The 14,888-nt window shown below is 40.5% G+C and carries 8 protein-coding genes; 2 read left to right on the forward strand and 6 right to left on the reverse strand.

The window, feature by feature from the left end; translation table 11 throughout:
• Positions 1-108 precede the first annotated feature (108 nt).
• Positions 109-2,631, reverse strand: a complete 2,523-nt coding sequence (gyrA, locus tag IPM71_00530) for a DNA gyrase subunit A (GenBank protein QQS51243.1) — start codon at positions 2,629-2,631, stop codon at positions 109-111.
• Between the two features lie 275 nt (positions 2,632-2,906).
• Between gyrA and IPM71_00535 the strand changes: the two genes are divergently transcribed.
• Positions 2,907-5,531: an ATP-dependent Clp protease ATP-binding subunit gene (locus IPM71_00535; GenBank protein QQS51244.1), complete on the forward strand. Its 2,625-nt coding sequence runs from the start codon at positions 2,907-2,909 to the stop codon at positions 5,529-5,531.
• 198 nt (positions 5,532-5,729) lie between these two features.
• On the opposite strand, the gene IPM71_00540 is transcribed toward IPM71_00535, so the two are convergent.
• The 4 genes from IPM71_00540 to IPM71_00555 all read right to left on the reverse strand — a co-directional run bounded on the left by IPM71_00540 (position 5,730) and on the right by IPM71_00555 (position 12,697).
• Entirely contained in the window at positions 5,730-6,668 is a 939-nt protein-coding gene (locus tag IPM71_00540; GenBank protein QQS51245.1) for a transposase, read from the reverse strand.
• 175 nt (positions 6,669-6,843) lie between these two features.
• Positions 6,844-7,212 carry a response regulator gene (locus IPM71_00545; GenBank protein QQS51246.1) on the reverse strand — a complete coding sequence of 123 codons (369 nt, stop codon included), beginning with the start codon at positions 7,210-7,212 and terminating at the stop codon, positions 6,844-6,846.
• 10 nt (positions 7,213-7,222) lie between these two features.
• Entirely contained in the window at positions 7,223-10,627 is a 3,405-nt protein-coding gene (locus IPM71_00550) for a hypothetical protein (protein QQS51247.1), read from the reverse strand.
• A 195-nt stretch (positions 10,628-10,822) separates the two neighbouring features.
• Positions 10,823-12,697, reverse strand: coding sequence for a GHKL domain-containing protein (locus IPM71_00555; GenBank protein ID QQS51248.1), 1,875 nt, complete (start codon positions 12,695-12,697; stop codon positions 10,823-10,825).
• A 91-nt stretch (positions 12,698-12,788) separates the two neighbouring features.
• On the opposite strand from IPM71_00555, the gene IPM71_00560 reads away from it, so the two are divergent.
• The gene (locus IPM71_00560) at positions 12,789-13,532 is read left to right on the forward strand and encodes a class I SAM-dependent methyltransferase (protein QQS51249.1); all 744 of its coding nucleotides are present in this window, start codon (positions 12,789-12,791) and stop codon (positions 13,530-13,532) included.
• A 39-nt stretch (positions 13,533-13,571) separates the two neighbouring features.
• Here IPM71_00560 and rimO read toward each other — a convergent pair whose 3' ends face one another.
• Complete coding sequence (rimO, locus tag IPM71_00565) at positions 13,572-14,876, reverse strand: 30S ribosomal protein S12 methylthiotransferase RimO (protein QQS51250.1); 1,305 nt, start codon at positions 14,874-14,876, stop codon at positions 13,572-13,574.
• Positions 14,877-14,888 lie beyond the last annotated feature (12 nt).

Here is a 14,888-nt window from a genome sequence, read left to right on the forward strand (position 1 = left end):
TTAAATATTTAAATTAAAAATATAGGCAAAAATATTGCCATACCGGGCGCAAGGTATGGCAATTTATCTATTTTGCAAAGGATTTAGCTCAGATCCTGATTCAAAAAATCAGGAGTTATCTCCTTCTTCTGCTTCATTATCAGCTAATTCGATTCCTTCAGGAATTATTTCCTCTTCTTCTGCACTTTTAGCAACTCCAGCAACAGCAGCAATCGAATCGTCGGCTCGAAGGTTAATTAACCTGACTCCCTGAGTGGCCCTTCCTGCCACACGAATTGATTCAACAGCCAGCCGGATGGTAAGTCCTGATTTGTTGATGATCATCAGGTCAGAATCATCGGAAACTGCCTTAATGGCTATGAGTGAACCAGTTTTCTCGGTAATATTGATAGTTTTTACTCCTTTTCCACCGCGATTGGTTACCCGGTAATCGTCAATATCGGTACGCTTTCCATAACCTTGTTCCGATACCACTAATATGGTGGTTTCTTTGTTGCTGGCATCCACGGTTACCATTCCAATTACTTCATCGCTCTCAGAGGCCAGTCTTACTCCTCTTACGCCTAATGCGGTACGACCCACGGTGCGCACTGTTTTCTCGTTGAACCGAATGGCCTTACCTGACTTTACAGCCAGCAAAATCTCATTGTTTCCATTGGTCAGGCGGGCTTGAATCAGGCTGTCGCCTTCGCGGAAACTGATAGCTATAATACCATTCGAACGAATACGTGAATAGGCCTCAAGGGTAGTTTTTTTAATAAGCCCTTCTTTGGTAGCCAATACAATGTAATTCGATTTAAGATATTCCGGGTCGGTAAAGTCTTTTACTTTTATAAAGGCTCTGACTTTATCGTCGCTGTCGATATTTATCAGGTTTTGTATAGCTCTTCCTTTTGAAGTTTTAGTTCCTTCTGGTATTTCATATACTCTAAGCCAGAAGCACTTACCTTTCTCAGTAAAAAATAGAAGCGTATTGTGCATGGTGGCATGAAACATATGTTCCAGGAAATCTTCATCGCGGGTATCGCTTCCTTTCGAACCAACTCCTCCCCGATTTTGTGTACGGAATTCCTGCAGGTTTGTTCTTTTAATGTAGCCCATGTGCGAAATAGTAATGAGCATGTCGTCGTCGGCATAGAAATCCTCCGGATTAAATTCGCCTGCATCGGGTACTACATCGGTACGCCTTGCATCGCCAAACTTTTCTTCCACCTCGAGGGTTTCTTCCTTAATAATTGCCATACGTAAATCTTCGTTGGCCAAAATTTCTTTTAGACGGATAATAAGCTGGGTTAGCTCTTCGTATTCCTGTCGCAATTTATCCTGCTCCAGTCCGGTAAGCTGACGCAGACGCATTTCGACAATGGCTCGGCTTTGCAGGTCTGACAAGCTAAATCGCTCCATAAGTCGCTCACGTGCTTCGTCAGGCGAGGCTGAACCACGAATAATTTTTATTACTTCATCGATGTTGTCGCTGGCAATTATCAGCCCTTCGAGTATGTGCTGCCGGTCTTCTGCTTTTTTCAATTCAAACTGAGTACGGCGAACTACTACATCGTGACGATGCTCAACAAAATATTTAATCAGCTCAATGAGATTGAGCGTGCGCGGACGACCTTTGACCAGGGCAATGTTGTTGACACTAAAAGTAGTTTGTAATTGAGAGTATTTGTAAAGTTTATTCAGCACCACGTTCGCCTGTGCATCTTTCTTAACAATAATTACAATTCGAAGTCCGTTCCGGTCCGATTCGTCGTTGATATAAGAGATACCATCCAGCTTCTTCTCGTTAATCATGTCGGCGATTTTCTTGATCATCTCCGCCTTATTAACCTGGTAGGGTATTTCGGTAACTACAATGCGCTCACGCCCTGTTTCGGTGAATTCAATTTCTGTTTTTGCACGAAGCACAATTCTTCCACGCCCTGTTTCGAAAGCATCGCGAATGCCTTTATGGCCAAAAATGGTGCCTCCGGTTGGAAAATCTGGTGCTACGATGTATTTCTCCATCAACTCATCGATGGTAATATCCTTGTTGTCGATATATGCCCGAATGGCCTGGCAAACCTCTCTGAGGTTGTGCGGGGCTATATTGGTAGCCATACCCACGGCAATACCCGATGAACCATTCACAAGAAGGTTTGGTATGCGTGTAGGTAGTACAGTGGGCTCTTCGAGGGTATCGTCGAAGTTAAGCTGAAAATCGACTGTTTGCTTTTCTAAGTCGGCAAGGGTTTCTTCTGCAATTTTCCGGAGCCGTGCTTCGGTGTAACGCATTGCAGCCGGACTATCGCCGTCCATCGATCCGAAGTTACCTTGTCCGTCTACCAAAGGATAGCGCAGCGACCACTCCTGGGCCATGCGCACCATTGTATCGTATACCGACGAATCACCATGAGGATGATATTTACCTAATACCTCACCTACTATTCTGGCAGACTTTTTATAGGGTCTGTTCGATAAAACTCCCAACTCAGACATGCCAAACAAAACCCGCCTGTGAACCGGTTTGAAACCATCTCTCACATCGGGCAAGGCACGCGAAACAATCACCGACATCGAATAATCGATGTAGGCCGATTTCATTTCCTCCTCTATATTTATCTTAATTATGTTTTCACCTTCTGCCATTTCGAAGTTTGCGTTTTATTTGTTGAAAATATTTTGTAATTTTAAGAATGTGCGTTTGTTTAAAATGCTATTTTCATTTGCCGTTAGAATTACCAAAAGAATTAGCAATAACTTAAAATTCAAACAGCCTACGAAAGTAGCCAATCTTGTCAATTTTAAGGTATTAAAATGGTAGTAATTATCAACAAAATATGTTTATAAAGCGTTACTATTATCGCTATCTTTGTAAGGATTGGAAGCGAGCAAAATAGCTAAAACTGAAGATATTTTTTAAAATGGATGCAAAATTTTCACAGCGCATTAAAGATGTGCTCTCCTACAGCAAAGAAGAAGCGATAAGGCTTGGAAATACTGAAATCGGGCCTGAGCACCTTTTTCTCGGAATATTAAGGGAAGGTGAAGGCATTGCCATCGATATACTGATTTCTCTGGGTGCGAATTTATACGACCTGAGGCGTGATATCGAAAACAGCTTAACCCCTTCGGGTCCTATAAAGGTAACTCAAACCGAAAATATACCCTTGTTAAGGGCTTCTGAGCGTATCTTAAAACTTGTGTACCTCGAAGCCAAATCGCTGAATAAAAGCACCATAGATACTGGTCATTTGCTATTGGCTATACTAAAAGACGACAAGGGAAATGTAAGTCAGGTATTGGCCAACCACAAAGTAGATTATTACAGGGTGCGCACCGAGCTTGAAAAGGAAAACAAACAGGAGCCTGCCAAACCACAGGAAACCAAATCGGAATACTCCAGCGACGAAGACGAAGGCCCTGGCAGCACTTTTGGCCCCGGTAAAGGAAACATGGGTGCAAGTCCCGAACAAACCGGTAAATCGAGTTCTGATACCCCAGTGCTCGACAACTTTGGTATCGACCTTACCAAAGCAGCCGAAGAAGACCGCCTTGACCCCATTGTAGGCCGCGAAAAGGAAATTGAGCGCATTGCTCAGATTCTTAGCCGTCGCAAAAAAAACAATCCTATTCTTATTGGCGAACCTGGTGTAGGTAAATCGGCCATAGCCGAAGGTCTTGCCTTGCGCATTATCAAACGTAAGGTTTCGCGTGTTTTGTTTGGAAAAAGGGTTGTTACCCTCGATTTAGCATCTATTGTTGCCGGTACCAAATACCGTGGGCAGTTCGAAGAACGCATGAAAGCCATTTTGAACGAGCTTCAAAAAACCAACGATGTCATTCTGTTTATCGACGAAATACATACCATTGTAGGTGCCGGAGGTGCAACAGGTTCGCTCGATGCTGCCAACATGTTAAAACCAGCCCTGGCACGCGGAGAAATCCAGTGTATCGGTGCTACCACACTCGATGAGTACCGTCAGCACATTGAGAAAGATGGTGCCCTGGAACGCCGTTTCCAGAAAGTGATGATTGAACCCACCAGTGAAGCTGAGACTTTTGAAATACTCAATAATATTAAAGAGCGATACGAAGATCACCACAATGTGTTTTATACAGAAGAGGCTATTCATGCCTGTGTGCGCCTTACTAACCGGTACATTACAGACCGTCACCTTCCTGACAAGGCTATCGATGCCATGGACGAAGCCGGATCAAGGGTGCATATCTCCAACATAGTGGTGCCAGATTCCATTCTCGAACTGGAGAAAAAAGTAGAAGAAACCAAGAAAGAAAAGATAAAGGCTGTTAAAAACCAGAATTTCGAAAAAGCAGCCAGTTTCCGCGACAAAGAAAAAGAATTTATCGAATTGCTCGAAGCTGAAAAACTTCGTTGGGAGAAAGAACTAGCCCGTAACCGCGAAGTAGTCGACGAAGAGAAAGTGGCTGAAGTGGTGGCAATGATGACTGGTGTGCCAGTGCAGCGCGTAGCACAAGCCGAAGGTGCTCGTTTATTGAAAATGAATACCGAGCTGAAAGGTAGTGTCATCGGACAGGACGAAGCCATCGAAAAAATTGTAAAATCCATACAACGTAACCGGGCAGGACTAAAGGACCCGAACAAACCCATCGGTTCCTTTATCTTCTTAGGCCCCACCGGTGTTGGTAAAACGCAACTTGCCAAGGTTTTAGCTCAATACCTGTTCGAATCGATTGATAACCTTATTCGGGTGGATATGAGTGAATACATGGAGAAATTCTCTGTATCGCGCCTTGTGGGTGCACCTCCGGGTTACATTGGTTACGAAGAAGGTGGTCAGCTTACTGAAAAAGTAAGGCGCAAACCCTATTCGGTTGTTCTTCTTGATGAGATTGAGAAAGCCCATCCCGATGTATTTCACCTCATGCTTCAGGTGCTTGACGAAGGTCAGCTTACTGATAGTCTTGGTCGTCGCATCGATTTTCGCAATACTATTATTATCATGACCTCCAACATCGGCACCCGTCAGCTCAAGGATTTTGGCCAGGGTGTAGGTTTTACGACTCAATCAAAAAATGCCCAAACCAACGATTATGCCAAGAGTGTAATACACAATGCATTGAAAAAGGCATTTGCTCCTGAGTTCCTGAACAGGCTCGACGATGTAGTATTGTTCAATGCCCTTAGCAAGGAAGACATCTTTAAAATTATCGATATTGAACTCAAAGGCTTGTATAAGAGAATTATAATGCTGGGGTACGAAATTGTACTTACCGATGAAGCCAAAGAATTCATTGCTGAAAAAGGCTACGATGTGCAATTTGGAGCCAGACCGCTCAAACGTGCCATTCAGAAATACCTCGAGGACCCCATGGCCGAAGTAATCATTAAGGCTGATATAAAAGAGGGTGACAAATTAGAGGTTGGATTTGACAAGGAAAAAGAGGAGATTATTATCAATGTGGTTCATCAGGAGAAAAAGCTGACAGAAGGCAACCTGGAACCTAAAGCCCTCGAGAAACCCAAAGAAGAAAAGAAGAAAGATCCGGAAGTGAAAGAAGGTTAGCAACGAGGAACAATAATATAGGTAATGGTGCCAAAAATAGTTGGTGATTATTTGTTTTAAATTTTGTAAAATACAAGAGTAAATCTAAAGAGGACTTAGGCTCTGCTGGAGAGCAACCTGATAGCAATAAGATTTACCACGGGAATTGGGCCCTGACTAACAATCAGGGCCTTTTTATTCAATTTCTGTGATTATGGCTTAGAAAACTCTTTGGTTTTTATAGTATAAATACCATCTTATAAAGCTTTTACGATGTTCTTTGGATAGTCCTCGGTGTAGAGTTATGTGACTTTTAAGATGTCCAAAAAATGACTCTAATCCATTTGTGGATTTTGGAATTCTGTCATTGTCCAGATAATGGAACATATCAGGCAAAGCCTTCTTAATAACTGTAAATGAACGCCTAACCATTTTATGAGTGTACCAATACCTTCCAGTATCAAAGTTGTAGCTTTTTTGATCTAAGAATTCCTTATGTTTTTCATGCCAGTTGTATAAGTTGACAACCCAATTCCCCCATTGCTCTTTATTCTCAATTTTATGTAACTGGTTTATAATAGTTCTAAGTTCCATACCTGCAATACTCTTGGGGTTCATTGTAAGCCAGATACGACACATTCTTTGAACATGAATAATACACCGTTGAACGGTTACATGTTTACATACTTTACGAATCGCTTTAAGCAGTGATTTATGTCCATCGCATGTTATACTTTCTATTTGGACTCCAAGCTTTAATAGATTTTCCAGGTCTTCTTTCATTTCGTCATACCATTCCCCATCAGTTAATCGATACAACTGTGTGAATTTTATCGTGTTATCTCTGTAAAGAACCAAACAAAGATCTTTACTGAAGTAGGTTCCATCTATCAATAAATTAACCTTCTCTGATGGCTTAACTGCATATACAGGGGATTGTGAGAGATAATAAGAAAACATTCGCTTAAGCGTCCGCTCAGAGTATCCACTGGATTTGCTTATCTGTGGTATCGTTTGTCGTCCAATAACCCAATGCTGAAACCAAACTTTTTGATTTGTTTTCTTTGTAAATAGACTAGCATTAGTGAATAATATACCGCAAAATTGACATTTAAAACGTTGTTTTCCTTGCTGGGTTCCCCATTTGATTAAATTCAAACTTTGACATGCCCAACAACGCTTTTTTTTGATGTTTTCATAAATATAAAAGAGTTAACTGAAACAACTTTCAATTAACTCTTTTGTATCTCAATAGTGACAAGGAATAAAAAACTTTTTACCAACTATTTTTGGCCTCTATATCATAATATAAAAAGCCTGGAAAGTGATGTTTTCAGGCTTTTTTCTTTAGGTTTCCTGTAATCGTATTATCAATCTCATGCATATTAAATGGTTTGCGAAAATATTTTAAAATTAAACCACTGTTTAAAGCTTCCTGTATAGGAGTAGTTACTTCATATCCCGTTAGAATATAGTATTGTATTTCAGGACAAAGCCTTCTTGCTTGTGCAATAAAATCTATTCCATTCATCTGAGGCATTTTCATGTCGCTGATAACCAGTTCTATCTCAGGCCTTTCTTTCAATATTTCGAGGCCTTCTACACCAGACTCAACCGTGATAACATGGTACTTTTTATTAAACATTCTTTCAAAAAGCAGAAGATTGATTGGTTCGTCGTCGACATAAAGAATTGTGAGCATAACATGAAATTTATGTTTTTACTGGTAACTGAATTATAAAAGTGGTTCCGGCATTTAATTTCGAGGTGCATGAAATAGTACCCTGGTGTTCTTTAATAATGTTATAAGTAATTGAAAGGCCAAGTCCGGTTCCTTGTCCGGGTTCTTTTGTGGTAAAAAACGGGTCGAAAATTCTGGTTAAATCCTCTGAATTAATGCCACATCCGGTGTCTGTGACAGTAACAGATAGTTTACCTAACTCAATTTTTGTTTGAATGGTGATTGTTCCATCCGCTTCGATTGCCTGCACGGCATTGGCCAGAATATTGAGAAAAGCCTGGTGCAGCTTACCTTCATTACCAGTTAATTTGTACGGTATTGAAACATAATCTGTCTGTATTTCTATCCTGTTCTTAGTCTCATTCTGAAGCATAACCAGGCAGTGGTCAATTATCGTGGGTATATCGCATTCAGTAAACAATAGATTATCCTGCCGGCTGTAATGGTTGAGGCTGGTTACGATGGTGGCAACCCGGCTAATGCCAACCTGTATACCGTTCATCAATGGACTAACCTCTTGAATATGATCCTGAAGGTTTTCTTCAAAATAGGTCTCAAGTGCAACAATACCACCCTGAATAAAATTCAATGGGTTGTTAATTTCGTGGGCAACACCTGCAGCCAATACACCTAACGAAGCCATTTTTTCTGATTGAATTAACTGGGCTTGAGCATCTTTTAACGATAGAAGTGTTACCTCAAGCTCTTCGCGCTGGTGCTCAAGTATCTCATTTGTAACCGTTATTTCTTCGTTAAACGACTTTAATTCTTCGTTTTGACTTTGGATTTCGAGGGTTTTTTCTTTCACAGTTTTTTCCAATAATCTTTTCTGCTTTCTTAGCGTGGCAAGCCTGAAGCGGTATAATAAAACCAGACTGATAACTATGGATAGTATCAACAAAGTGCGAAACCACCAGGTTTTCCAATATGGGGGAGCTATAAATATTTTTAAGCTGCTAATCTTATCACCCCATATTCCATCGGCATTAGTAGCTTTCACTAAAAAGGTATATTCCCGTGGGGCAAGGTTGGTATATACTGCAAATCTTTTATTGGCATCGGTGTTATTCCATTGTTTATCAAAACCTTCTAGCTTGTAGGCATATTTGTTTTTTGATGGATCTGAAAATTGAAGGGCCGAAAATTCAAAGGAGATTACTTGGTCTTTATAATCGAGATAAATTGTATCGGTATAGATAATGCTTTTTGTGAGTTTCGAATCAGGGGATATTTCAGGCTGCTGATCGAAAATTCTAAAATCGGTAATTACTATTTCAGGACTTATGTTATCCAGCTGTATTTGATCGGAGAAAAAGGTTGTTACGCCCTTCATGCTGCCAAAAGCCATTTCTCCCGACTTAAGTTTGCATGCTGCACCCCAAAAAAACTGATTGCTGGGAAGGCCATCATATTCATCGTAATTCTCGAATTTTTCCGTTTTTGGATTGAATTTCGACAAACCATTGTTGGTCGAAAGCCACAAAAACCCATCGTCATCTTCGAGAATTGCATACACCACATTATTGGCCAGGCCATTTGTTTCAAGGTAACACTTTATTTCTGTTACATCCGATTGTTGGTTGAACACTATTTTGTTTAACCCACCACCGAAAGTGCCGGCATACAATACATTGTCTTTGCTCAGATGCAAGGATATAACCCTGTTTTCGCTGAGTGAAAATTTAGAGCTATCGTTCTCCTGAAAATTTATATATTTTTCAGGCATCAGGTTCTTTTCTGAAAATGTTACTTTTGATAGGCCACCCCAGGTGCCAACCCACATGTTGTTTTGCTTATCGAAAACTATGCAGCCCGATTGAATGCTATTGTTTACCAGACTGTTTGGATTATCTGCCTGATGTACAAAATGAATGGCGGTCTTTCGGATAGGATCGAAAATATCGAGTCCATTTTCAGTACCAAGCCATACTCTACCCCAGGGATCTTCTAAAATCTCCTTCACTACATTGTTCGAAATGCTGGCTGGATTGTCTGCATCATGGAGATATCGCTCGAACCGAAAAGTTCCGTTTTCAGCAACGGCTTTATTTAAACCCCCTTCCCAGGTTCCAATCCAGATATTCGACTTAGAATCTTTATAAACTGTATTTACCCGGTTATCAGATAAACTATTCGGATTGAGTGGATTATTTTTAAAACTTCTTACTTGTTTGTTCTGGGGGTTATAAATTTTCAATCCGCCGTTTAATATTCCAATCCATATCTGCGAGGCATCAACCTCGTATATTTCTCTGATAATGTTGTCTTTGTCGATATCCTCAGTATCTTCTTTCTCCAATGAGAGGTATTTGAAACTTTTAAGCTGATTGTTGATTTTCATCAAGCCTCTCGTGGCCGTTCCTATCCATAATTGGCCAAATTTATCTTCGAAGAGTGAAAAAATCTGATTTTCGAAAAATGAGGGATTATTGGTTTGGACAAAAGCATAGTTGTTAAAGGTCTGGCTCTTTTTATCGTATAGATCCAGTCCGTTTAAAGTTCCTATCCATAAATTATTCAAACGATCTTCGTAAATGGAATGAATAGAATTGGCACTGATGGAGTTCGGGTTTTTGGGATTGTTGTAAAACTGTTTGAATTGATTATTCTGCTCATCCAGCAGGTTCAATCCCCAGGATGTACCAACCCATAAATTGCCCGATTTGTCGCGCAAAATGGCGCCAATACTATTGTTAGAAATACTATTTCGGCTTTTTTCGTCTTTGGCGTAATGAGTGAAAGTCTTGTTTTTGATATCAAATCGGTTTAAGCCTTTAGAATTTGTTCCAATCCACAAAACATCTTCTTTGTCCATAAACAAACAGCGAATTTCGTCATCTGCTATTGCTAAAGGGGAACTTGTTGGGTGATAATGTGCAATTATTTTTTCTGTTTTTGGGTCAAATTCAAACAGTCCCGAAAAAGTTCCTAGCCACAAGTGCCCTTTGCTGTCCTGGCTTATGGCATTAATCATCTTCAGGGGCAATTCTTTACCCTGAGAATTATAGGTTGAAATGGATTTGAAACGAAGTGTTTCTTTATTAAACAGAGAAAGACCTCGACTGTTAGTGCCAATCCAGATATTCTGTTGTTTATCGATAAAAATGCTGTTTACAAAATCATCTGGTATCGAATAAGGATTCTGTATGTTTTTCTTATAAGGAATAAAAGAATATCCATCGAACCTGTTCAGACCATCTTCGGTTCCTACCCACAGAAAACCCTTGTCATCCTGAGCAATGCAATGCACTGTATTGTGCGATAATCCTTCGGAAATTTTATAATTCTTAACCAATAACTCCTTCCTCTGTGCATGGAGCAATGCAAAAGGTTGTAATTGAATTAAAACAACAATTATGAAAAGCGTATTTTTCATACAATCAGCCTATTCCAATTACTTAAATGTAATGAAATAAGTGCTTTTCTCATAAAAAATTGGAAGATACTTCACAAGCTGAGTTTGAATTTCTTGCTAATGATGTCTGATTTAACAACGAGGAAATCTCTCATCTTTAGTTAAAGCCTCTTTAAAGATTCAATTTCAAACTCTATTAAGCTTCTAAGAGAATATCTAATGTTCCGAAACAGGTAATTTAATTATTGCGGTGGCACCTTTCCCCTGCTGCGAGTTATACTCAATAGTTCCCTCGTGCTCGTTAACAATTTTTTGGGTAATGGTCAAACCCAGTCCTGTTCCCTCGCCCGGATCCCTGGTGGTAAAAAACGGGTCGAAAATCCGATTCAGATGCTCTTCAGGTATGCCCCTGCCAGTATCTGAAATTGAAATAATGAGTTGTTTGCTGTTCTGTTCGACATGGATTGATATTTTTCCTTGAGATTCAATTGCCTGTATTGCATTAAACAGCACATTAATGAACAGGTGATGCAGTTGGCTCTCGGTGCCATAAACAAAAGGCAGATTACCAGGATAGCTTTTTTCTATCTCGATTCTATCCTTGTATTGAGGGCTAAGTATTTGCAAACAATTATCAATTACAACCTGAATATTGCAATTGGAGAGAAGCATTGTTTCGGTACTCGTAAATTTTTCTATACTTTTTACTATTTCACTGATCCGGTCTACACCCGTTTTTATGGCATTAAACATGGGTTCAAGGTTGACGGATTCGTCGTGGTGATTCTCAGCCATGTATTGTTCAACCACTGCACTGCCATTAAAAATATAGTTAAGCGGATTGTTTATTTCGTGTGCAATACCTGCCGACAATACACCTAAGGATGCCATCTTTTCGGCCTGAATAAGCTGATTTTGTGCAAGTTTTAATTCCGAGAGGGCTTTTTCAAGTGCTTCGCTTTTTGTAACTAATGATTGATTGCTTTCCTGCAGTTTAGTATTGGTTGCTGCCAGTTCTTCTGTCCTTATTTTTATTAATTCTTCCAGATTGTCCTGATAAGCTTTCAACTCAAACTCAGCTTTCTTTTTTTCTGTAATGTCAATTAAAGAAAACTGCAAAAAACTTTCGTTGTTCGATATAAAATGTAACAAGTGTACTTCCGCATCCCAATACCCCCCCTCTGGCTGCAAATGCTTCCATTCGAAAACAACTGCTCCATCTTTAAGTGCCTGGTTGATATGGTACACAGCCTTTTCTGAAGAGGGACTTCCATCGTATTGGGTGGGTGCAGAAACATCAAGTGGTGTTTTTCCCATCAGGTCGCTTCGAGAAGTATAACCATAAGCCTTTATAGCAGCCTGGTTAAATTCGATAAACTTATAGTGAATAGAATCCATTACCACAATTGGAATTCTTGAGCTGTCGAACACGCGTAGTTTGAACAGCTCGCTGATTTTTAAGGCATTTTCAGCTTTTGTTCGCTCAGCAATATCATGTTCTGCTTTGTCAAGCGCCCGCTTGTTGATATAAAATACCTGATAAGAGATTAGAACAACCGCGATTATGGCAACCAGATTATCGGAAATGTAGGATATGATGGACGATTTTGGGACGCTTAGTTCGTCTTGTATTAAGTAAATCACAATAAGAAGGGCAGCCACATTGGCAAATGCATAGAACAACATTCCTAATGGCCGCTTTGTAAACACTATCGGGAGCATGGATAAAAGAGCGATGGAAAGAGCAATGGTATCGAGCCTGGATAAGGCCTGTGTTTTATCAACCAGAATCACAGTCCAAATCAGCACAAAACCAATGATAAGCATTAAATGGGCTGCAATGGCATAGTATCCGCGTACGAGTAGAAATATTCCAAAAAGTACTACTAAAAATGCACCCACGAACAACCAGATTACCTTAAAATTAATCGAGTAATTTAGCATCGGGTTGTTTAAATTAGCATAGGCTGTGTAAAATGCAGCTATTATTATGGCAAACAATACGATAGAATAACTGTACAGAATAAATCGAGCCTTAAGTTGGATCACAAAGGACTTATTGCTGTAATTTTTTAAAAAATATTTCGTCATTCTCTTCATGTAATTTGAACACAAACACTCTTAATAAAGTTCGTAAATAATCTACAATAAAACTTAAATTATTATTTACATTCATAATCCGATGATAAACCAATATTTTTTAGAAGTTTTCGGCTATGTGCCTCGCCAGGGACCAGGCTCGAAGGCAGAAACCGAAAGGGCTTGGTCTAGTCTTTCCGAACTACCCCAAAACCCAGCCATTCTCGATATCGGCTGTGGAAAGGGTGCGCAAACAATGGATTTATGTGGCCTCACTGAGGGTCATATCCTGGCTCTCGACAATTATCCACTTTTTCTGGAGGCTCTTCAGAAAAGGGCTCAAACGGAAAAACTCTCCCACAAAATCACCTGCTTTATAGGCGACATGGGGGCTTTGCCTTTTCTTCCCAATCAGTTCGATATCATCTGGGCCGAAGGATCGATGTTTATCATTGGTTACAAGAAAGCGCTAAGGGAGTGGAAGAATTACCTGAAAAGAGGTGGCTTTCTGGTATTTACCGATTGTGTGTGGTTAAAGGAAAATGCTCCTAACGAGCTGCTCGATTTTTGGCAATCCGAGGGCATTGAATTGCCGACGGTGAGAGATATTCTCGATACAGCTAGGAAAGAAGCTTATGAAACGGTTTCGAACTTTACCATCCATACAGATTCATGGATAAAGGAGTTTTACGACCCTATTGAAAAAGCCCTTGCCCATTTTCGTAAACTATACCCCGACAATGTCGAAGCCATTGAAACTTTTAATGCCATTCAGCATGAGATAGATATCTATCGCACCTATCACGCCTATTTTGGTTATGAGTTTTTTGTGCTGAAGAAATTATAACAGTAAAATACTTCATTTAATCAGCACTTAGCCTGCTTACTAAAGGGTTCCGAAAAGGTCGAAAGCATCAGCCGAGGTGACTTTTACCTGGTAAAATTTTCCTGTTTCGAGTTTGGCCGAAGACGATATAAGCACTTCATTGTCCACTTCGGGAGAATCGGCCTCGGTGCGGCCTACATAAAACTCACCTTCTTTACGGTCTATGAGGGTTTTAAGGGTTTGTCCAACCCGTTTCTCATTAAGCGACAGAGAAATTTGTTCCTGCACTTCCATCAGGGTAGCGGCTCTTCTTTCCTTTTCTTCCTGGGAGATGCTATCTTTGAATTTTCCGGCAGCAAAGGTGTCGTCTTCTTCGGAATAAGTAAACACACCCACACGATCGAAGCGCGACTTTTCGACAAAAGCCAGCAATTCGTCGAATTCTTTTTCCGTTTCACCCGGATGGCCTACCAATAAAGTAGTTCGAAGGGTTAGTCCAGGAACCTCGTCGCGAAGGCGCTGTATGAGGTCGTAGGTTTGCGAACTTGTAATTCCACGGCGCATGTTACGCAATACCGGGTCGCTTATATGTTGAAAAGGAATGTCGAGGTAATTACAAATATTCGGGTGTGTGCGCATTACTTTCAATATTTCATAGGGAAAAGAAGCCGGGTAGGCATAATGCAGGCGTATCCATTCCAACCCGCTGATATCGCTCAAGCGAAGCAAAAGATTTGGTAATTCCTGGTTTTTATAGAGGTCGACTCCGTAATAGGTTAAATCCTGCGCTATAAGAATAATTTCTTTAACCCCGCTTTTAGCCAGCAAGCTGGCTTCATGGACAAGCTCTTCTTTAAGTTTCGATTTGTGCTTGCCCCTTATTAAAGGAATGGCGCAAAAGGAACAAGTGCGGTCGCAACCCTCCGAGATTTTAAGGTAGGCATAGTGTCCGGGGGTAGTTTGTAAACGCTCACCCACAAGGTCTTTTTTATAATTGCCACCCAGGTCTTTTACAATCTGGTCGAGACTGTTTACGCCATAGATGCCGTCCACTTCGGGAATTTCAGTCTTTAACATGTCTTTGTAGCGCTCAGAGAGGCATCCCATTACAAAAACCTTGTCGATTAAACCTTCCTGCTTGGCACGTACATGCTCCAATATAGTATTCACCGATTCTTCTTTGGCATCGGCAATAAATCCACATGTATTTATTACCACGGTGCGTGCATCGGCATCGGACGAATCATGTACCACCGACAACTGATTCGCCTTAAGCTGACCTAAGAGTTTTTCTGAGTCGACCAGATTTTTCGAACAACCTAGCGTGACAACATTAATTTTTGAAGCTTTTTTCTTGGTTAACATAATATAATACCC

The organism is Bacteroidota bacterium, assembly GCA_016699695.1.
Taxonomy (GTDB): domain Bacteria; phylum Bacteroidota; class Bacteroidia; order Bacteroidales; family UBA10428; genus UBA10428.